The sequence below is a fragment of the Acinetobacter sp. CY73 genome, assembly GCF_059515865.1.
The window spans coordinates 1-20,027 of the sequence record NZ_JCAKMZ010000025.1 but is presented as its reverse complement, the minus strand read 5'-3'; the positions used below and the strand labels follow the sequence as shown (position 1 = coordinate 20,027).

Sequence of the window (20,027 nt, the reverse complement as noted above, 5' to 3'; positions counted from 1 at the left end):
TTTCAATCATCTTAAAACACTGAGTTTGATTTGACCTTTATTGGTGAGTCGAACATTTTGAACGTCCACGGCTTCTGACAATGGTGTCATAAATAGATAAACAGCATTGGGTGGCTTTTTCAGTACACCCTCTAAAGCAGAATAGCTTGTAGAGGTTGAATTGATATTTTCATTTTTAAACCCACTTACACCTTCGATCACGCATCCTTGCTGATCTAAAAATACAACCAAAGGCCAATAATAACTTGGAGACTTTTGTGAAGATGCGTAAGACGTGAAATGAATATTTTCTACAGGCTTATCTAATTTAATCACATCATAAGCAAATTGTTCTTTGATGGGCGGAACTGGCCAAATTCCCATTTCATTTTTATCTAAACTCAATAGTTTAGCCTTACTCATCTTTTTACCTTGAAAACAACCTTGTTCTAATGACTGAACAACTTCATTTTTAGGTAAGCGATAATACGTTGATGCTAATACCACTGGTTCACTTTTTAATGAAGGCGCTTTGATCAATTTTGAAAAAACTGATTTAGATATTCCTTTTTCGCGTTCCACTGTTTCAAAACGCCTTGTTCCTCCCACACTAGAATCCGGCATGATGTAAAAACGTTTTTTACCTTCTAAATTGAATTCGCGATCTTCCAAATATTCGTTATCAACATATTCAACACCATCGATTTTTGTTATTACTTCACGACTTGCGATTTTATTTTCAGCTAAATTCTCTGAAGAATCCTGATTAGAAGGCGTCACATTTGCTGAATTTTGTATAGTTTGATCACGCTCTTTGACACGTATTGGATCAAAATCTTTTTTAGATGTTTCGAGTTGCTTAGCTAAACGATCAACCTTTTTATCATCAATGCTTTGCTTTAGTGAGTCTCTATTTTCAGGAGGAGCATGTTTCTGTCTGATTGGCTTTGATTCTTTCAATTGAACAGGATGTTGCTCAGCCTCTTTAGCATGAAGACTCTTGGGCTGATCTTTTGCAACAGCTTGTGCATTCTTTTCTACTTTCGGAACTAAAGTCTTTGGGCTTGATTCTTGATTTTTTCCTTGGTTATTGATTGAAGACTCAGGAACTACACTATTTTTTGGCTTACTTATTTCTCTAACTGGTTTTGCTTCACGCTGTTGCACAATCATAGGACGGCCATCTGGACCGATGATAGTATAGAAATCAGCCGCATAAACAGGAATCAATCCAAGCTGTACACAAACTAACGAACAATATGTGAAAATCCTTTTTCTTTTATTCATTACCATCTCGTTCTATAGTTCAAGCCTAAAATGGTGACTTTAGTATTGGTCGATACATTAAGCCCTGCATAAGGGTTATAGAGTAAATTATTAATACTCGTGTCATTTGCAAGCGAACTCGAACCAGCAGGGATATTGTCACGGCTTCTTAAGAAAGCCACCGACAAATCGATATCAGTATCTTCATCAAAGCGATAACCAAGGCCTAAACCGAATAATTGTGCGTTATTGATTGGCACCATCGTATTACGTTTATCATTTGGAATAGCACTGGTTCTAGGCTCATATCCTGCACGTAGTTTTAAACGATCATTAGCAGAATACTCAAATCCGATTCCCCAGCTCCATGATGACTGGAAGCCTAGCGGAAAAGAAAGACTCTTATCTGTTACGTCTGCTGATAAAAGTTTAGCAATTTTTAAGGCATTAATTTGACGATCAAATTCAAACTTAAACTCATCCCAAGCAGAAAAATCAGTCCACCCGACGTCGAAGTTCACTTGTAAATCGGGTAAAACTTTATATTTGATCCCTGCTTGAAAATGCGCGGGGTATTCTAAATCCATCGACAATAAGCCTGATTCACTTGGACCGATATAACTCGGAAAACCGAGAATAGCAGCTAGAATTTGCCCTGTAGCCGAAGAGTTAAGTCCCTTAATGAGCTCACGAGGTGCATTGGCATTTTGAATATTATATTTACCTTTTAAACGCATTTTGGCTGAGCTTTGATAAACCAAACCCAGACCAAATTCATCCGTCGGCTCCCATAATACCCCTAAGTTGTAACTAGGGCTCAGGCTTTGTTCAAGCGCCACTTCCATTTTACCGAAACTGCTAAACGGATTCATGGCTTCATCAGCATTACACATACCAAACAGCATTAAGTCGGTAATGATATTTGAGTTTTGACGAAATGGAGCACAGACCGATTCATCGACCATCCGTAGCACACCAATCAGCTCATTCGGCATTCTAAGATCAGTTTTTAGAGCGATGGCTTGATACGACATACCCACGCCACCACCAATTGAAAGCTCATCACTGACTTCATAGGCAATGGTTGGTGATAAATAGGTAATCCTCTCTATGGCCACTTGCTGACCCATGTAGTTACCGGGATTACCATCTTCGGCACCAAAACCAGCAACCATTGGAGCATAGACAGAAGTTGCATAGGTCAGTTTAGAACCAGGTGGATTGTAGGAAATTCCAGCTGTAGGGGCGGCAACGGGAATCCCCTCGCCTAGATCAATTACCTTTTTGAGTATCGGAATATACAAGCTCGCATATTCAACATCACCACTCACCGTTCCTTTAAAATCGGTACATAAACTTGACGAATTATCAGGTGAATCATTACAAACTAGAGGGTCATCTGAAAAGCCAAAAACATCATATCCACCGGGTGCAGAAAATTCACGTTGCACATCGAAGTTTGCGATAAGTCCCTGAACATCCGTTTGTAAACCCTTAATTTTGGTCAATGCCGCAGGGTTGAAGTGAACCGCACTTATTCCCGGAGGATCAGCAGTAACAGCATTCCCCATCGATAATGAACGGACATCGACTGATAAATTTTGCCCAAGCTGTGCAAAAACTTGTGTGCTACATCCCGTTAGTACAATGGCAGCGACTAATGGATGTATACGATGGTATTTCATACCGTAGCTCCATTAATTCGCTTTTTTCTTGGCAAAACCTAATATGTCTAATGGGAATGACAGCCCTAAAGATACGTCTGGCGCATCCTCAGTCAGACCAATACCTAAAGTACCATTCACAATCGTTTCAGGGCTTACACGAACACCCAAAGCAATCGCAAATACCGAACTGGTTTGATCCGCTGCTTTATATTTTTCACCAGAAGTATAAGTAAAAGATGTGTTGGTGTTGAAAGATTGTTGATATGACATTGTTAGAGAAACGTCATAGTTAAACGAGTACGCAAATCCGAAAGAAAAACCACCCGTAATACCAGGGTCAAAGGTATCAAGAATTCGATTCGTCCCTGTTAAACCTTCGCCCTGACCATTACCACCACCACGAATTTGGTTCAATCCTGATTCTTTAAAACCATAGTTTGCAGACACTGAAGCAAATAAAACCACTGGATCAATATATTTACGTGTGCTCGCACCAACACCTACAGAATAATACCCTTTACCCGTGGATAGATCCGTTTCTGGATTAATCTCATAAGGACTATCACCTGTTTTGGTAGAAACACTACCAAATAAAATTAAAGGTAATCTACCAGCTTTCAATGGGAACGGTTCCCAACGTGCGCCTAAGTTAATGTCACCCAGCCCCGCTGTTGTCGCATCTTTAAGATTGTCTGATTTCGCCACTAAAGGCACTGAAGCACTAAAAGTCAGATTATCGAGGACACCATATTGTGCAGTGAATGTATTGGTAATGGTATGGCTGGCATCCTCATCAACACGCAATTGATAAAGCTGTCCCTCATCCATTGAAGCATTAATCTGAGAATCTCGATAATATGAATAATCAAGGTCATAGAAAGTGGTGATTTCACCTTTCTTGATGAGAGAATATTGACGCTCATTGGAGGTAAATACTTCTTGTAAATTCGTTTCTTGGGTTGCATCACCTTCTTTTTGTTGTAATGCATTTGCAGCCTGTCCTTCACCTTCTGGCTTTAAAGAAGGTGTTTCATCCTTGTTGATTGTTGGTGCTTCAGCTTGTTGTGTAACAGTTTGAGGTGCTTCACCTGTTTGAACGGGTTCTACATAAGCAGAACCAGCTGTATCACTTTCTACTGGCGTTTCAACTGAAGAGCTTGTTTCTTCAACCTCATTCTCTTGAACGATAGTTTCAGCTGCATAAGCCCCACCCATGACAACATTAATACTCACCGCTAAAAGCGTTTTTTTCATCCATTGATTGTTCATTTCATCCTACCCATTTTTATTTGAATTATTTTTAGATCCTTACTTACGTTTATAATAGAGTCGCATAAACGTTGTAATTGGCTGATTGTACGTAGGTGAATTAGGATCTCGGTCAATTACTTTACGCATAGTCGATGCTTTATCCGCAATACGATTCATGTGATCTGTTGAAAACTGTGCATCTACCAAGGCATAGCGATTAATTGTGGCATCTTCAACATGCCTCATATCGGACTCTTGAAGTGCTAAAAGATTTTGTTGTTGTTCTGTAGGTACATTCACTAAAAACAAGGTATTATTTTCCCAAATTTGCTTAAAGCGCTCTTGATCAAAACTAATATTACCAAGTGCAGGGTCTGCAACATATACTCGACCATCTTTAAAAGCCTTATAAACAACAAAATGCTTAAATCCAGCATAATGAATTGGAACGATCGCAGGTTGCTTTTGTTTGATCAGATCTTCAAATTCGCCTTTGTAGCCTCCACTTTCATACCCCAGAGCCGTCACAAAACGCTTCATATCTAACAAAGAAAAACTACGTCGCTCAATGATTCGTTCATATTCACCAAAACGCAACAACCCTTCCATCGTCTGTTGTTCGGTAAGCTTTAACCCTGCATGACCATTGAGTATGGTTGTGAGTGCTGCAGATCCACAGCTATAATCATAAGCCTGTCGTACAATTCCTCTGAATTGATCCTCTAAAGCAGGCTTAATCATGACCGGTTCACGATGATATCTTCCGAATGACTTTTCTCTAGGATCGGCAATTTCAGAATAATAAACTGCTTCAGCAGGTTTCTCTTTTATATCGAGTGCATGGCTGGCAAAGTAGTACATAATTACCGAGCCTAAAGTAATTTCTATCATATTTTTTACTATTCTAGTTTAGGCAATCATTGCCCGTGTTTAGCATGGTATTTTAAACATTAAAAATCATATTTTTATTATCGATAAGATACCGTTTTTTCTAGAAAAATACAGTAATTTTAATTCATTTATAGATATATTTAAAAAAAAACGCGTGATCAACACGCGTTTTTTTGATTCAAACTAAATTAGTGACCTGTAATGGTGATCGTAGAAGCACCCATATTTAGACCTTTAATTTCCACATCACCAATCGAAGCAACATCTTTAGATCCTAAGCGAATACCCGTAATATAAGCACTCATATTTTGCGCAGCAGGCTTAATTGCAAGACCTGTAGGTGTTACACTAATTTTAGCATCAGCAGCTAAAGTCGTTGTACCAGTCGTCACCAATTGGATATCGCCCAAATGAATTGTACCGCCACCAGCATTATCTTTAATACCTAGATTAGATAACTGTAAGCCACCTGCAATTTGAGACTTAAGGTCAATCATCGCACCTTGAGGTGTAGCACCCAGTTGAATATTTGCACCTACTGAACCAAGAGTTAAGGTTAAGCCAGTAAGAATTTCGTTCGTACTACCTTCTACTACGCCACGAACAACACCGTCTTTATTACCCGCTTTTGCAACGCCGATTGAACCAATCTCAGCCTTTAAACCAGTCACTGCTGCTGCAACGTTAATAAATGCACCATTCGCACCTGTACCCGCATCAGAATCAATGACCAAATCTAAAAGATTTGTATTCGGATCTGTTTGAGAAATTTTTACGCCCGGGCCAGTACCATTACCCACTACAATTGTACCTGCTACACCAGTACCACCATTTGTACCAGCAGCCAAACCATCATTATCATGAACATAGAGTTGATCAACAGTAATTTGTCCGCCATCGAGTTTAATACCGATATTGATACCGTCTTGACCTGTTGTTGAACTCAATGAAGCATCATCCATTGCTTGCATAGCCATTGCATTTGCACTGATTGCGATAGATGAAACCAAAGCAAGTTTAGTAAATAATTTCATTTGTACTCTCCCAAGAGCATTTTTTTTCATTGTTAACCACTCTCCGTATTTCCGCTGTTTTTTGTTTTTTGTACAGCCGAAACTTGAATCCTTGAGCAGTCCGATTTGCATTATTAAATTAACCTTATGCTATCTTATGTTCAACCACTCTTTTTAAAATATGGCCCATTCCCGATAAACGGCAATTCTGTGACTTGGTGGTAACTTTATGGTAGTAATTAATGAGATAATGCAAAGCATCTCACACTCTATAAACTCTTATTTTTTTTCAAAAAACTTAAGAGTAGATCATTATTCCCAAGGACAAATTTTAGAGAAATTAATCCCATTATTTGGGCTAGTTTATCTAGAAAATGACTCAAATCCGGTTATTGCTTTTCTACCTCATCAATATTTGATGATAAATGGATCAAATGTGACTTGTTTTGAACGTGATCAAGCGTGCCTCTACCAAGAGAAAATCACACTCAACTCGATTCAAGAATTCGTACAATTTTCAGAAACCGATCATTCTGAATGCTCAAATTATTTTCAAGGAGGTTATATTGGCTTCGTAGATTACAATCATGCTGTAAAACAATCTGTATGTAGTCAAACAAAGCCACAACCTCAGTTTTATCTTGGTCAATATGACAGTTTTATTCGATATGAGAATTCATCATGGATTTTCGTCAGTAGTGAAACCAACGCTGAATCGCTTTATGATCAAGTCATAAGTCTACTTCACTCTAGTTGCTCAACAAATTCAGATATTTTTGAGTTGATTTCACCTTGTAAATCACGTTGGGATAAAAGTGAATACCAGTCAGCCTTTAACAAAATTCAAGACTATATTTTGGCGGGTGACTGTTATCAGATTAATTTAACGCAAGAGTTTCAAGCTCAGGCAAAAGGTTCACTCGTTGAAACAGCACAACAGTTTTGGGCCTTAACCAATGCACCTTATGCAGGCTATTTAAAGTTACATGACTTTGAAATTCTGAGTTGTTCACCAGAACTTTTTATTGATTTTAGATCACAGCGCGAAGTCATTACTAAACCAATCAAAGGCACGATGCCTCGTTATGCCGATCCAGTCGAAGACCAAATATCAAAAGACAAGCTCATCAATTCAAAAAAAGATCAGGCTGAAAATGTCATGATCGTTGATTTACTCAGAAATGATTTGAGTGTCTATGCTGAAATTGGCTCGGTGAAAACCACAAAAATTTTTGATATTGAATCATTTAATCAAGTTCACCATATGGTGAGTGAGGTTCGTGCCACACTTAAAAAACAAGTTCATCCTTTTGAAGTTCTCATGTCTGCATTACCGGGTGGCTCAATTACAGGCGCACCTAAAATTAGAGCAATGCAAATCATCGAAGAACTTGAGGGCTCACCGAGAGGTGCTTATTGTGGATCGATGGGTTATTTTAACTATGATGGCACAGGTTCTTGGAATATTTTGATCCGCACTATTCAAAAGAAAGCGGATCAAGTTTCAATTTGGGCTGGTGGTGGGATCACCATTTCTTCAAATTGTGAAGCTGAATACCAAGAGTGTTTTGATAAAGTATCTGCACTATTGGATCTCATCAATACCTATTATCAACCTGATTTATAAAAATATTGATAATCAGATAACTCAATAAAAAAGCGAATCTTTTGATTCGCTTTTTTACCATCAACTCGCAATCATAATCTACAATCTAAGTTGTCAAGTTGCCTTAGCTACAAATATTGTAGATGCTCAATTAAACTAAAATTGAATTTTTCAAGGTATCAACCAAACGCTGATTTTGCTCATCTGTACCAATCGTAATTCTTAAGAATTGATTAATACGATGTTTATTGAAATAACGCACAATAATGCCATGTTCACGTAATTCCGCTGCCAATGCTCCAGCATCTTTATTCGACAATGAAGCAAAAATGAAGTTTGCACTTGATGGCAATACTTTAAAGCCCATTTCAGTCAGTTGAGCCACTAATTTTTTACGACTCGCAATCACCTTATTATTTTGTTCTTCAAAATAAGCTTGATCTTCAAAAGAGGCGACAGCTGCCACAATTGCAAAACGATCCATGGGATAAGAGTTAAAACTATTTTTAACTGCTTCGAGTGCAGCAATAAGGTGGGGTTGTGCGATGGCGAATCCAACACGTAAACCTGCGAGTGAACGTGATTTGGATGTAGTTTGACACACGACTAAGTTTTCGTATTTTTCCACCAAACCCACAGCGGATTCCGCACCAAAATCCACATAGGCTTCATCAATTACCACCACAGAATCTGGATTGGCTTGAAGCACTTCCTCGATCGCAGACAATCCTAATGCAATACTGGTGGGTGCATTCGGATTGGTAATGATAATTCCGCCATTTGGCTGTTTATAGTCATCCACATTGATTTCAAAGTCATCATTTAATGGAATGATTTTGGTCTTGTTGGATAAACCAAAAAACTGACTATACACAGGATAAAAACTGTAAGTGATATCAGGATAAAGAATTGGCTCATCTTGTACAAAAAATGCTTTGAAAATATGTGCCAATACTTCATCAGAACCGTTACCAACAAAGACATTTTCCACAGGAACATGTTGTTGCTTCGCAATCGCTTGTTTTAATTCGGTTGCATCTGGATCTGGATAAAGACGCAATATATCTGCTGAATTTGCCAATACTGCTTGTACTGCTTCAACCACTTTTGGTGACGGCGGATATGGATTTTCATTGGTATTCAATTTTAAAATATTTTGAATTTTGGGTTGTTCACCTGGTGTATACGGTTCAAGTTCTCGTACTTCAGGGCTCCAAAAACGCATTTGTTCTTTCGTAATATTCATTGTTTAATCTCTTTTCACCCTCTCCTAACCTCTCCCATTGGAGAGGGATCTACTTTCAACTTAATATGTAGTTTAATCATGCAATTTTCCCTCTGCTTTCAGGAGAGGGTTAGGGAGAGGTTTTTAAAACTAATTATTGATAACGGTAGCGGGCAGAACGTGCATGCGCATCCAAGTTTTCTTGTTGCGCCAAGATATCTGCTGTTTTCGCCAAGCTTTTTACACCCTCTTGTGAACACATAATTAAACTCGAACGCTTTTGGAAATCATAAACACCGAGTGGTGAAGAGAAACGTGCGGTTCCAGACGTCGGTAACACATGGTTTGGACCTGCACAATAATCACCGATCGCCTCAGGCGTATAACGACCCATGAAAATTGCACCTGCATGGCGAATATCTTCAGACATTTTTTCAGCTTCGTCTAAACATAACATCAAATGCTCTGGTGCAACTTGATTAATGAGTTCTATCCCTTCAGCACGATCTTTCACTAGAACCAAAGCACCACGGTTCTCTATAGAAGTACGTGCGATATCTGCTTTAGGTAAAGCTTTTAAATGCTTTTCAATCCACTGTTCAACTTCATTCAATAAGGTTTCATCAGGAGTAATAAATACCGCTTGCGCCACGGTGTCATGCTCAGCTTGTGACAATAAGTCCATAGCCAACCACTCTGCATTATTCTCACCTTCTGCATAGACAAGAATTTCAGAAGGCCCAGCAATCATGTCGATACCCACTTGACCGAATACCGCACGTTTTGCCGCAGCAACGAAACGGTTACCAGGCCCCGTAATTTTATCGACAGAAGGAATGGTTTCTGTACCGTATGCCAATGCAGCAACCGCTTGTGCACCACCAATCGTAAATACACGACTAACACCAGCCAAATACGCTGCCGCTAGTACTAATGGATTCAAATCACCATTTGGTGCAGGTACAACCATGATAATTTCAGGCACGCCTGCTACATGCGCAGGAACAGCATTCATCAATACTGAAGAAGGATAAGATGCTAAACCACCCGGTACATAGATCCCTACGCGATCCAGTGGTGTCACTTTCTGACCTAAGGTATTACCCAAAGCATCGACATAAGTCCACCCGTCTTGTTTTTGAGCTTGATGAAACTCACGAACACGATTGGCTGCCATCTCTAGCGCTTCACGCACTTCAGTCGTCAAACCTTCAAATGCAGCTTTCAGTTGTTCTTGAGTCAGTTCTAAATCTGAGAATTGATGCGCTGGATGTCGATCGAACTGCTGAGTAAGTTTAAGAACATGAGCATCACCATGCTGACGTACGTCTGCAATGATTTGATCTACGGTTTTTAAAAGCTCTGGGTCACTCACAGTTTCAAAAGCCAATAAGTCAGCAAAGACTTGTTTGAAGTTTTGATCTTGAGTCGATAAACGTCGCATCAATTTATCCACAATGAATAATAAAGGGTAGCTTTAGTTTACCTGTTTTAACAGCATTTGTGGTTATGATTATGAAGCTTCATCCCTGAGTTTTATTGAAAATTACTTTTATCAGGATAGATCAAATTATTCTATTTCCATCTTCTTGACCCTAGGTATAAAAAAACCGCCCTTTCGGGCGGTTTTTAAAAACTTAAATCACATTAAGCTTTTTTCGCATTCTCACGTTCTTCAACGGCTTTTTCAAGCTGTGCAAGAATCGGATTAAGTAAGGTCTGCTTACGTTTAAAACTGGCTTTGTTCACGATTAAACGTGAAGACACTTTACAAATTTCTTCAAGTGGCTCTAGACCATTGGCACGGAGCGTATTACCCGTATCGACCACGTCAACAATGTAATCACCCAAACCAACCAATGGTGCAAGCTCCATTGAACCGTAAAGTTTAATCACGTCCACTTGCTCACCAAGGCTTGCATAGTATTGACGGGTTAAATTCACGTATTTCGTGGCAATTTTTAAACGCCCTTTTGGACGAACCATGCCTACTTTACCTGCCGTCATCAATTTACAAACAGCAATTTTTAGATCTAATGGCTCGTAAACATTTTGCGCGCCATGCTCCATCAACACATCTTTACCCGCAACACCAATATCCGCCGCACCATTCTCAACATAAGTGGGTACGTCAGAAGCACGTAAAATCAAAATACGGACGTGTTTATGTGTTGTCGGAAAAATTAACTTACGTGATTTATCAGGATCTTCCAGTAAGTTAATTCCAGCGGTTTCAAGTAAAGGCAGCGTTTCTTTCAAAATACGACCTTTACTCAAAGCCAATGTTAAACCATGATCAAAATTTCCCATGACATCAAAATTAGGATCATCGTTTCTCATATCGCTCATGAACTTACTCGCTTAATTTGGGCACCAATACCTTGTAATTTTGCTTCAATATCTTCATAACCACGATCGATATGATAAATACGATCAATTAAGGTCTCGCCTTCAGCTGCAAGTGCTGCAAGAACCAAAGAGAAAGAAGCACGTAAATCTGTTGCCATGACAGGTGCAGCAGAAAGCTTTTCTACCCCTGTCACCACTGCATCATTACCTTCAACCTGAATGTTTGCCCCCATACGTGACAATTCAGGTACATGCATAAAACGATTTTCAAAAATCGTTTCAGAAATTGTTGCAAAACCACGACCAATCGCATTGACAGCCATCAATTGAGCTTGCATATCTGTTGGAAACTCTGGGTGTGGCAATGTTTGGAAACTGACCGCTTTGGGACGCTTACCCATCATATCCAGTTCAATCCAATCGTCACCACGGGTCACTTCTGCACCCATTTCTTCGAATTTATCGAGTACAGCTTCCATTAAGGATGGATCTGTATGCGTCGTTTTTACACGACCGCCTGTAATTGCAGCTGCAGCAAGATATGAACCTGTTTCGATACGATCAGCGACAACTGAGTATTCACAACCGTGTAAGCTTTCAACACCAGTAACAATCAAAGTATCAGTATCTAAACCTTCAATTTTTGCGCCCATTTTAATGAGCATATTGGCTAAATCGGTGATTTCAGGTTCACGAGCAGCATTACGGATAGTCGTTACACCATCCGCAAGTACAGCAGCAGTCAAAATATTTTCTGTTCCACCCACGGTCACCATATCAAAGACAACTTCGCCACCTTTAAGACGACCATCAACTTTGGCATGCACATAGCCGTTTTCGACTTCAATTTGTGCACCTAAAGCTTCAAGCGCTTTTAAATGCTGATCAACAGGGCGCGAACCAATGGCACAACCACCCGGGAGTGATACTTGTGCACTACCATAGCGCGCGAGTAATGGACCAAGCACCAAAATAGATGCACGCATGGTTTTTACAAGTTCGTAAGGTGCAAATTGATTATCCAATGTAGACACGTCAGCCGTTACCGTATCACCTTCATAGGTCATAGTAACGCCTAATCCACTGATCAATTTCACCAAAGTATTTACATCTTTCAAATGCGGTACATTGCGCAGTGTAATCGGGCTATCAGCCAAGATCATTGCAGCCAATAAAGGAAGTGCTGCATTCTTTGCCCCAGAAATACGGACTTCACCTTCGAGTCTCGTACCACCAGTAATTAAAAATTTATCCATTAAATCTTAAGCTCCGAAAAGACTAGCTTTGCGCCATTCTTCTTTTGTCATTGCGCGAATGGTCACTGCATGAACTTCGCCACTTTTTATATATTCATTCAGCGGAGCATATACAGACTGTTGGCGTGCAACAGTTCTCTTACCCTCAAACTGATCATCTACAATACGGAGGTCAAACTTCCCACCTTGTCCACTTACAGCAACATCAGCAGCAGGAAAAGCAGCTGTTAAAATTTCAGTGAGCTGTTCACTATTCATTGCAAAGACCTCTTATGGGACGATCATTAGTGTAAAAACCGTTTATTTTACTATAAGTCGGCAATTTAATTCATTAAGACATACAAGTAATCTATAAAAAATAGGCTAATCACAGCCAATATCCCCTTATCCACTACCATCTAGAATCATTTTCACACGGTTCGCCATCATGATTTCCATCCATTTTTGTACCAGGGCAGTTCCGAACAAACCAACGTGCTTCTTCTCTAGAGTTCATTTGTGAGCAATGAACTCGACCATCACAGTTATATCCATTCGGATTTGAGTTTGTTGATGGGTTTACAAGGGTTTGAATCGAATTCGGTGCTTGTGCTGCGAGATTTGATCGCTGATATTTATGATCAATTGCATAAACTAATCCAGCGATCACTAAAAGACCAACAAGCATAAATCGCAATCCACCACCTAATTTATGTTTGGTATAAGTGTTCTTAGAAGCTACTCTTTCCCTAGATAAAGTACGGCTTTGTGGTGTGTGCCTTTCAGTTTCAATCTTTAAATCCAGCCGAACAATATTCTCAGCTTTAAATTTGCCATTCTCACTTATGATTCTAAATTTAAAGCGTTCCCCTTGCTTCGGCTCAACATGTTTGTTTGGGCAATTTGTTATATGAAAAAAGATGTCTTTATTTTGTCCTTTAACCTGAATAAAACCAAAGCCCTTTTCTGAATTATAAGTTTTAACACCCCCCTCAACAAACATAAAATCGCATCCCATTTTTATAAAATAAATATAATAAAAAAGAGGTTGATCAACCTCTTTTTTAATTTTATAGGATTCTCTTTCAAACGACTATTGCTTGATATTCCATTTGCAATTCACGATAACGGGTGAGTTGCTTTTTAATTTTTTCAGTCAACTTTTTAATCGAAGCATACATATCATCACCACAGGCTTGAGCAAATAACTCTACACCTGGTAAACGCACAATTGCTTCAGCAATATGATTTGCACTACCCTTCTTGGTTCGCTTATCCACTTGATGATCTTTCGAGAGTTTGATCTGCATACTATTCACCTGATCAAGGTGCTTCGTTATCTCAGAAAACTTAGCTCGGATACTCTCTTCAATAGCTGGAGTGATACTTAAATGATGTCCGCGAATTGTAATTTGCATACGTCTTTCCCTCTCCGTTATAGGATGTGAACAAGTCAAAGTCGAAAGATGACATGACAGCGCGATCATTTTGGAAATTCGCTACAACACAATCATGAAATCATTTCGACTTGCCTCATACAATAAAAAGTAGCATAAAAAACAGATTCATTATTTAGTCATAATGAATCTCTAAAATAATCACACTTCAAATTTTAGATCAAGACTTTTCGATCAGAAGATGCTGGAATATGTAACGATTCTCGATACTTTGCCACTGTACGACGCGCAACATCAATCCCATCTTCATTGAGTATTTTTGCTAATGAGTTATCTGATAATGGCTTACGTGGATTTTCATCCGCAATCAGTTTTTTAATTTTTGCACGAATTGCTGTTGAAGATGCCTCACCACCTGTTGTCGTTCCCACATGACTCGAAAAGAAATATTTCAACTCAAATAATCCACGTGGTGTCAGTAAAAATTTATTGGTGGTGACACGAGATACGGTGGATTCGTGTAATTCAACTTCCTCCGCTACCTCTCGCAGAACTAAAGGCTTCATGCCCTCCGCACCAACTTCTAAAAACTCTCGTTGATGCTCAACAATACACGTGGCAACTTTCAATAAGGTTTTATGGCGTTCATCGACACTTTTAATAAAATTTTTAGCATCTAACATTTGATTACGCAGATATTGATTATCAGGACTTTGATCTGCACGACGAATCATATTTGAATAAAAAGAATTGATCCTTAATTTGGGCAGTACATCTGGATTAAGCTGAACATGCCACGACTCATTTTTCTTCGAAACAACGACATCAGGAATTTGATAATCCGATTCTTTTTCTTCAAATCTTAAACCCGGATAAGCCTGCAAAGTTTTTAATAATTCGATCCCTGATTTTAGCTGCTCCAACTTAAATCCAGTCTGCTTAATCAATTTATTAAGATCATTCGCAATGAGTAACTCATAATGTTTGAGTAACATCATCGCTTCTGATCGAGCAAATGTATATTGAGGCAACACATTCAATTGAATATATAAACATTCAACCAAGTTACGCGCACCCACGCCTAAAGGATCTAAGCGCTGTATGTGTTTTAACACTACAGCAACTTCATCAAGCTCTACCTCCTCCTGATAATTCATTTGATCTAAGAGATGCTGAACAGCTTCAAGGACTTCTTCCAAAGTCTCATCCAAAAAACCCTTATCACCCAATGCATCCACAATACAATGCGCAATCAAACGATCAATTTGAGAAAAATTCAGTAAATTCACTTGCTCTAAAACATGTTGCTTTAAACTGGTGTGCCCTTGGCGATTGTCTTCTCGCTCTTCAAAATCTGGCATTTCCATTGCAGATGACTGATGCGTATAAACATCATCCCAGTCCGTATCTACGGGTAACTCATTAGGCAGGTGATCCGCATTTAATTCATGTGTCAAATCTGTTGTTGGATGCTCAACAATTTCTTCAAGACTCTGAATCGGTGCCTCTTCTTCTACTTGCTCAAGCAGTGGATTACTTTCTAATTGTAATTGAACTTCTTGTTCCAATTCTAAACTTGATAACTGTAGTAAACGAATGGCTTGTTGCAATTGAGGGGTTAAGGACAAAGAATTTGATACTTTAAGTCCCAGCGATAACTTCATAAACAACATCCCCCTCAGCAGTGTAATTAATAAGCAAAAAACATGCCTGTTATTTTTATAACACAACCATATTGTCTTTGAAAGCAGTTATTTAAATATATATTTTTACAAAATTTAAATTTATTTATTATTTTTCAATAACTTTAGTTAAACCAAAGTTGTATGAATTTGAGTATTTTTAGATTTTGTAAAATTTTAAAGCATCTATGATAAAGCTTTGAATATCATTTTTATAAATATATCTGAAAGTAATATCAAATGAATAAATGACGAATCCTCTGTTCAATCTCACTATTTCAAATAAAATGAATTGAGAATAAAGAAATCATGAATGCAATTGGATGGCATTCACTCAGTCTTTTTTTAGCTTTACTTATTCTTAAGGACGGTATAAAACAGCGATAGGATTATTTTATATACACCTTTTTTGAATATGGTATGAATTTTGAATAAGCATTAAACGAAAAAATTTAATAACTACGGTTAAACATCAGTATTAGAAATGGAGATTTCATGATGAAAAAATTATCAACCAAATTACTTGCCTCGACCTTAGGCGTAATTCTAGCTGGTGGTGCATTTACCACCGTGCAAGCAGATACCATCGCTAAAATCAAAAAATCAGGTAAAGTGGTCATTGGTTATCGCGAATCCTCCGATCCGATCTCCTATATCGTTGGTGGTAAACCAATGGGCTATGCGATTGATATTTGTAATAGCTTCGCCAACACACTGAAAAAAGATTTAAAACTCCCAAACTTAAAAGTTGAATATAAAGCAGTCACATCATCCACTCGTATTCCTGAAATGCTTGCAGGAAATATCGACATGGAATGTGGTACAACCACAAATTCGATTCAACGTCAGCAACAAGTCAGTTTCTCAACAAACTACTATGCAACCGAAGTTCGCATGGCTGTGAAAGCCAATTCAACAGTTAAAGATTTAGGTGACTTGAACGGCAAAGCAGTCGCAACAACCCAAGGCACTACATCCGATAAATACATTAAAATGGGCGCTAAAGGCGAGCAAGTTAAAGTGACCAATGTATATGGTAAGGATCACTCCGACTCGTTTGCAATGGTTGCATCAGGTCGTGCAGCTGCCTTTGTGATGGATGACAACATCCTTGCAGGTCTGATTGCAAAATCTTCAAATCCAAAAGATTTTAAAATCGTAGGTCCTGTTCTATCTTCTGAACCTTATGGCATTATGCTTCCAAAAGGTGATACTGCCTATAAAGCGATTGCAGATAAAGTCGTGACGGGTATGTGGAAAAATGGTCAAATGGCCGCTCTTTACAAAAAATGGTTCCAATCACCAATTCCACCTAAAAATATCAATCTCAATATGCCAATGAGTACTTCTTACAACAAACTAAAAGCAGCACCTAATGATAAAGGGATTAATTAATCTTTTCTTAATTTAACAATACAGCCAAAGCATATTCCGTGCTTTGGCTTATTTAATGATAAAAAATAATTTACTCAAGGAGCACACATGTCAGTTGGCTCACTTAATTGGACTGCTTATTGTTTAGCATCAAACGAATATGGGGAAGATAAAGCCGCTTGGGCTGAATCCATCTGTAAAGCGATTGGTGGTGAAAGTTACTCCCCTCTTGCAGATGCACCCACTTGGATACAAATTCTTGGATCAGGTGTATGGACAATGCTATGGACAGCATTTGCTGCATTTATTATTGCCTTTCTGCTTGGCTCTTTAATTGGAATTATGCGTACATTACCCAGTAAGCCTTTGGCTTTCATCGGTACATGCTACGTTGAACTGTTCCGAAATATTCCGCTCATTGTACAACTTTTCTTCTGGGCATTTGTATTTCCACAACTTCTACCGCTCAGCATGAGTACAGGAAGCGGAGAAATAGTTCCGGGTGGTTGGTGGCAAAATATTCTCAATGACAATCCTGCCATTATTGGTGTTTTCGCATTAGGACTTTACACTGCTGCGCGTATTGCAGAACAAGTTCGTGCAGGGATTAGTACCGTTTCCCAAGGTCAAAAAAACGCAGCTTTTGCCATTGGTCTAACCCAAAACCAAAGTTATCGTTATGTGATTTTACCAGTGGCTTATCGTATCGTTTGGCCAACACTGACTTCAGAAGCCATGAATGTCTTTAAAAACTCCGCGGTGTTATTTGCGCTCAGTGTGCTCAATTTCTTTGCCTATACCAAAACAATGCGTGAAGAAACCTCACAAGATATTGTGATTTTGATCCTCTCGACCCCAGTTTATCTTGTGATTACCTATGCAATTAAATACTTAATGGGTTGGATCGAAAAACGCATGGCTGTACCCGGTCTTGGCTCAGGAGGTAAATAAGCATGGATTTTAGTATTCTACAAAATGAAGATGTCATTACCACACTGATTCAAGGTTTTAAATTTACCATTACTGTGACTGTGCTTTCCATCATTGGTGGTATTTTGATTGGTACACCTTTGGCGATGATGCGCCTCTCTAACAATAAAATCGCAAGCGGTTTTGCTAAGTTTTATGTTGATTTTTTCCGTGGCGTACCCCTTATTCAAGTCATTTTTATCTTTTACTTTTTGTTGCCAAAGTTTTTTGATTTCCAATATCACACCTATTACGGTCCTTTATTTTCAAGTGTTGTTACATTCGCCATTTTTGAAGCTGCATTTTTCTCAGAGATTGTGCGTTCAGGAATTCAATCGGTTTCGAAAGGACAAGTCAATGCAGGTTATGCACTTGGTTTTACTTATGGTCAAACCATGTCAAATGTGGTCTTACCACAGGCATTTCGTAATATGCTGCCTATCATTTTGACGCAGTCCATTGTTCTTTTCCAAGATGTATCTCTGGTTTATGTGATTAGTGCGCCAGACTTCTTAGGCAACGCAAATACACTTGCCAACACATATGGATCCGAAACTAAAGCAGTATTCTATTTACTGGTTGCTGTGATTTATTTCGTGATATCTTTCGCGCTGTCTCGTTTAGTGAAGCGTTTACATCAAAAAATAGCCATTATTCGATAAGGAGAATCAATATGCCAATGATAGAAATTCAAGACATCTCAAAATGGTATGGAGATTTTCAAGTCTTAACTGACTGTACAACCTCTATCGAAAAAGGTGAAGTTGTTGTGGTATGTGGACCTTCTGGTTCAGGAAAATCTACACTTATTAAAACGGTGAATGCTTTAGAACCTTTTCAAAAAGGTAACATTATCGTTGATGGTACAGCACTGAAAGACCCCAAAACTAATCTGGCTAAATTTCGTTCCCGTGTGGGCATGGTGTTTCAGCACTTTGAACTTTTTCCGCATATGACAGTGCTCGAAAACTTAACCATAGGTCAAATCAAAGTACTCGATCGCTCTAAAGATGAAGCGAAAAAGAAAGCACTTCAGTATTTAGATCGTGTTGGTTTGACTGCGCATAAAGACAAATTTCCAGGTCAGCTATCTGGCGGTCAACAGCAGCGTGTTGCGATTGCCCGTGGCTTATGCATGGATCCCGTCTGTATGTTGTTTGATGAACCCACTTCCGCGCTTGACCCTGAAATGGTCGGTGAGGTGTTAGAGGTCATGATACAACTTGCACAAGAAGGCATGACCATGATGTGCGTAACCCACGAAATGGGCTTTGCGCGTAAGGTGTCAAGTCGTGTGATCTTTATGGATCAAGGGAAAATTTTAGAAGACTGTCCAACCAATGATTTCTTTAACAAACCTGAAGAAAGGCATGAACGAACAAAGCTGTTTTTAGATAAAATTTCTGCAGTGCATTGATATAAATAACCCCAATGAAAGTTGGGGTTATCTTTCAAGAGAAAATTTAAATTTTTTCTTTATATTATCAATACTCAATTACTTTTACACGTGATATCCCCATCTATGATCTATTGGTAAACATTCCATACATAAATTTTTTCCCTCATATGTTCCACCATCCCAAATAATACAATTGTAATCACAGTCTAGATCAATCCATAAGTCCTCTTTATTAAAACGCATAGGATTTTTATCTCTGTTCAACAAAAGATTTTTACATTGATCACATTTTCCTACTGACATTTTTTGCAAATTTATAAATCGCATATCTTGTGAAATATAATTTAGACCATATTTTTCAAACAACATTTTTATTTCGTTATCTAATTTTTCTAATTTAGAGTCAAATATTCATTTATCTATTTGTTCTTCTGTTGTTTCAAAATAACTATATAAACATCTAATAGCATATGTTTTCATTTTATTACCTTCGCATTTTATTTAAATTTTTAAAATAATATTCAGTATTTTTTTAAATATATCCAACGCTAGGATGTTATGTCTAGTTTAATTTTTCGGGAATGAAAAAACACCCCATTCGTTTGAAGGGGGTGTTTTTAGGAATAATGAGCTGGCGATGACTTACTCTCACATGGGTAACCCCACACTACCATCAGCGCAAAGAGGTTTCACTTCTGAGTTCGGGAAGGGATCAGGTGGTTCA

19 protein-coding genes and 1 rRNA gene are annotated in these 20,027 nt (G+C 38.5%); 5 read left to right on the top strand and 15 right to left on the bottom strand.

The window, feature by feature from the left end; genetic code table 11:
- Positions 1–6 precede the first annotated feature (6 nt).
- The 5 genes from filE to filA form a co-directional block, all read right to left on the bottom strand.
- The gene (filE, locus tag AC5YD2_RS11910) at positions 7–1,266 is read right to left on the bottom strand and encodes a putative pilus assembly protein FilE (RefSeq protein ID WP_496126542.1); all 1,260 of its coding nucleotides are present in this window, start codon (positions 1,264–1,266) and stop codon (positions 7–9) included.
- Complete coding sequence (gene filD, locus AC5YD2_RS11905; RefSeq protein ID WP_496126541.1) at positions 1,266–2,930, bottom strand: putative pilus system OmpP1/FadL family transporter FilD; 1,665 nt, start codon at positions 2,928–2,930, stop codon at positions 1,266–1,268. Before filD ends, filE begins: the two co-directional genes overlap by 1 nt.
- Positions 2,931–2,942: 12 nt before the next feature.
- Entirely contained in the window at positions 2,943–4,181 is a 1,239-nt protein-coding gene (filC, locus tag AC5YD2_RS11900; RefSeq protein ID WP_496126540.1) for a putative pilus system protein FilC, read from the bottom strand.
- A 39-nt stretch (positions 4,182–4,220) separates the two neighbouring features.
- Entirely contained in the window at positions 4,221–5,054 is an 834-nt protein-coding gene (gene filB, locus AC5YD2_RS11895; RefSeq protein ID WP_496126539.1) for a putative pilus system C39 family peptidase FilB, read from the bottom strand.
- A gap of 188 nt (positions 5,055–5,242) precedes the next feature.
- Positions 5,243–6,088: a putative pilus system protein FilA gene (filA, locus tag AC5YD2_RS11890; RefSeq protein WP_496126538.1), complete on the bottom strand. Its 846-nt coding sequence runs from the start codon at positions 6,086–6,088 to the stop codon at positions 5,243–5,245.
- 229 nt (positions 6,089–6,317) lie between these two features.
- Here filA and AC5YD2_RS11885 point away from each other — a divergent pair, with 229 nt between their 5' ends.
- Positions 6,318–7,694, top strand: coding sequence for an anthranilate synthase component I family protein (locus AC5YD2_RS11885; RefSeq protein WP_496126574.1), 1,377 nt, complete (start codon positions 6,318–6,320; stop codon positions 7,692–7,694).
- 130 nt (positions 7,695–7,824) lie between these two features.
- Here AC5YD2_RS11885 and hisC read toward each other — a convergent pair whose 3' ends face one another.
- The 8 genes from hisC to AC5YD2_RS11845 all read right to left on the bottom strand — a co-directional run bounded on the left by hisC (position 7,825) and on the right by AC5YD2_RS11845 (position 15,543).
- Positions 7,825–8,919 carry a histidinol-phosphate transaminase gene (hisC, locus tag AC5YD2_RS11880; protein ID WP_496126537.1) on the bottom strand — a complete coding sequence of 365 codons (1,095 nt, stop codon included), beginning with the start codon at positions 8,917–8,919 and terminating at the stop codon, positions 7,825–7,827.
- A gap of 133 nt (positions 8,920–9,052) precedes the next feature.
- On the bottom strand, positions 9,053–10,354 hold the full coding sequence (gene hisD, locus AC5YD2_RS11875) for a histidinol dehydrogenase (protein WP_496126536.1): 1,302 nt from the start codon (positions 10,352–10,354) through the stop codon (positions 9,053–9,055).
- 191 nt (positions 10,355–10,545) lie between these two features.
- The gene (hisG, locus tag AC5YD2_RS11870) at positions 10,546–11,247 is read right to left on the bottom strand and encodes an ATP phosphoribosyltransferase (protein ID WP_496126535.1); all 702 of its coding nucleotides are present in this window, start codon (positions 11,245–11,247) and stop codon (positions 10,546–10,548) included.
- Positions 11,244–12,503 (bottom strand): UDP-N-acetylglucosamine 1-carboxyvinyltransferase, encoded by a 1,260-nt coding sequence (gene murA / locus AC5YD2_RS11865; protein WP_496126534.1) that lies wholly within the window; start codon positions 12,501–12,503, stop codon positions 11,244–11,246. Before murA ends, hisG begins: the two co-directional genes overlap by 4 nt.
- A 6-nt stretch (positions 12,504–12,509) precedes the next feature.
- Positions 12,510–12,761, bottom strand: coding sequence for a BolA family iron metabolism protein IbaG (gene ibaG / locus AC5YD2_RS11860; protein ID WP_496126533.1), 252 nt, complete (start codon positions 12,759–12,761; stop codon positions 12,510–12,512).
- A 133-nt stretch (positions 12,762–12,894) separates the two neighbouring features.
- The gene (locus AC5YD2_RS11855) at positions 12,895–13,485 is read right to left on the bottom strand and encodes a cold shock domain-containing protein (protein WP_496126532.1); all 591 of its coding nucleotides are present in this window, start codon (positions 13,483–13,485) and stop codon (positions 12,895–12,897) included.
- 82 nt (positions 13,486–13,567) lie between these two features.
- Positions 13,568–13,900, bottom strand: a complete 333-nt coding sequence (gene hpf, locus AC5YD2_RS11850; RefSeq protein ID WP_496126531.1) for a ribosome hibernation-promoting factor, HPF/YfiA family — start codon at positions 13,898–13,900, stop codon at positions 13,568–13,570.
- A gap of 194 nt (positions 13,901–14,094) precedes the next feature.
- Positions 14,095–15,543: an RNA polymerase factor sigma-54 gene (locus AC5YD2_RS11845; protein ID WP_496126530.1), complete on the bottom strand. Its 1,449-nt coding sequence runs from the start codon at positions 15,541–15,543 to the stop codon at positions 14,095–14,097.
- Between the two features lie 516 nt (positions 15,544–16,059).
- On the opposite strand from AC5YD2_RS11845, the gene AC5YD2_RS11840 reads away from it, so the two are divergent.
- The 4 genes from AC5YD2_RS11840 (at position 16,060) to AC5YD2_RS11825 (ending at position 19,321) form a co-directional block, all read left to right on the top strand.
- Positions 16,060–16,956 (top strand): amino acid ABC transporter substrate-binding protein, encoded by an 897-nt coding sequence (locus AC5YD2_RS11840; RefSeq protein WP_496126573.1) that lies wholly within the window; start codon positions 16,060–16,062, stop codon positions 16,954–16,956.
- 87 nt (positions 16,957–17,043) lie between these two features.
- Positions 17,044–17,886 carry an amino acid ABC transporter permease gene (locus AC5YD2_RS11835; RefSeq protein ID WP_496126529.1) on the top strand — a complete coding sequence of 281 codons (843 nt, stop codon included), beginning with the start codon at positions 17,044–17,046 and terminating at the stop codon, positions 17,884–17,886.
- A gap of 2 nt (positions 17,887–17,888) precedes the next feature.
- Positions 17,889–18,566 carry an amino acid ABC transporter permease gene (locus tag AC5YD2_RS11830; RefSeq protein WP_496126528.1) on the top strand — a complete coding sequence of 226 codons (678 nt, stop codon included), beginning with the start codon at positions 17,889–17,891 and terminating at the stop codon, positions 18,564–18,566.
- Positions 18,567–18,577: 11 nt separating this feature from the next.
- A complete protein-coding gene (locus AC5YD2_RS11825) occupies positions 18,578–19,321 on the top strand; it encodes an amino acid ABC transporter ATP-binding protein (RefSeq protein WP_496126527.1) in 744 nt (247 codons plus the stop codon).
- An 84-nt stretch (positions 19,322–19,405) separates the two neighbouring features.
- Here the strand turns inward: AC5YD2_RS11825 and AC5YD2_RS11820 are convergent, their stop codons facing one another.
- Positions 19,406–19,672, bottom strand: coding sequence for a hypothetical protein (locus tag AC5YD2_RS11820; protein WP_496126526.1), 267 nt, complete (start codon positions 19,670–19,672; stop codon positions 19,406–19,408).
- A 260-nt stretch (positions 19,673–19,932) separates the two neighbouring features.
- Positions 19,933–20,027: ribosomal RNA gene (gene rrf / locus AC5YD2_RS11815) — 5S ribosomal RNA — on the bottom strand; the annotation flags it as partial.

Coding starts and splice junctions, on each gene's coding strand:
- AC5YD2_RS11830 (WP_496126528.1), top strand. CDS start 17,889: ATGGATTTTAGTATTCTACAAAATGAAGATGTCATTACCACACTGATT.
- AC5YD2_RS11885 (WP_496126574.1), top strand. CDS start 6,318: ATGCAAAGCATCTCACACTCTATAAACTCTTATTTTTTTTCAAAAAAC.
- AC5YD2_RS11845 (WP_496126530.1), bottom strand. CDS start 15,543: ATGAAGTTATCGCTGGGACTTAAAGTATCAAATTCTTTGTCCTTAACC.
- hpf (WP_496126531.1), bottom strand. CDS start 13,900: ATGCAAATTACAATTCGCGGACATCATTTAAGTATCACTCCAGCTATT.
- filE (WP_496126542.1), bottom strand. CDS start 1,266: ATGAATAAAAGAAAAAGGATTTTCACATATTGTTCGTTAGTTTGTGTA.
- AC5YD2_RS11825 (WP_496126527.1), top strand. CDS start 18,578: ATGCCAATGATAGAAATTCAAGACATCTCAAAATGGTATGGAGATTTT.
- AC5YD2_RS11820 (WP_496126526.1), bottom strand. CDS start 19,672: ATGTTGTTTGAAAAATATGGTCTAAATTATATTTCACAAGATATGCGA.
- ibaG (WP_496126533.1), bottom strand. CDS start 12,761: ATGAATAGTGAACAGCTCACTGAAATTTTAACAGCTGCTTTTCCTGCT.
- filA (WP_496126538.1), bottom strand. CDS start 6,088: ATGAAATTATTTACTAAACTTGCTTTGGTTTCATCTATCGCAATCAGT.
- murA (WP_496126534.1), bottom strand. CDS start 12,503: ATGGATAAATTTTTAATTACTGGTGGTACGAGACTCGAAGGTGAAGTC.
- AC5YD2_RS11840 (WP_496126573.1), top strand. CDS start 16,060: ATGAAAAAATTATCAACCAAATTACTTGCCTCGACCTTAGGCGTAATT.
- filD (WP_496126541.1), bottom strand. CDS start 2,930: ATGAAATACCATCGTATACATCCATTAGTCGCTGCCATTGTACTAACG.
- hisC (WP_496126537.1), bottom strand. CDS start 8,919: ATGAATATTACGAAAGAACAAATGCGTTTTTGGAGCCCTGAAGTACGA.
- AC5YD2_RS11835 (WP_496126529.1), top strand. CDS start 17,044: ATGTCAGTTGGCTCACTTAATTGGACTGCTTATTGTTTAGCATCAAAC.
- filB (WP_496126539.1), bottom strand. CDS start 5,054: ATGATAGAAATTACTTTAGGCTCGGTAATTATGTACTACTTTGCCAGC.
- filC (WP_496126540.1), bottom strand. CDS start 4,181: ATGAACAATCAATGGATGAAAAAAACGCTTTTAGCGGTGAGTATTAAT.
- hisG (WP_496126535.1), bottom strand. CDS start 11,247: ATGAGCGATATGAGAAACGATGATCCTAATTTTGATGTCATGGGAAAT.
- AC5YD2_RS11855 (WP_496126532.1), bottom strand. CDS start 13,485: ATGTTTGTTGAGGGGGGTGTTAAAACTTATAATTCAGAAAAGGGCTTT.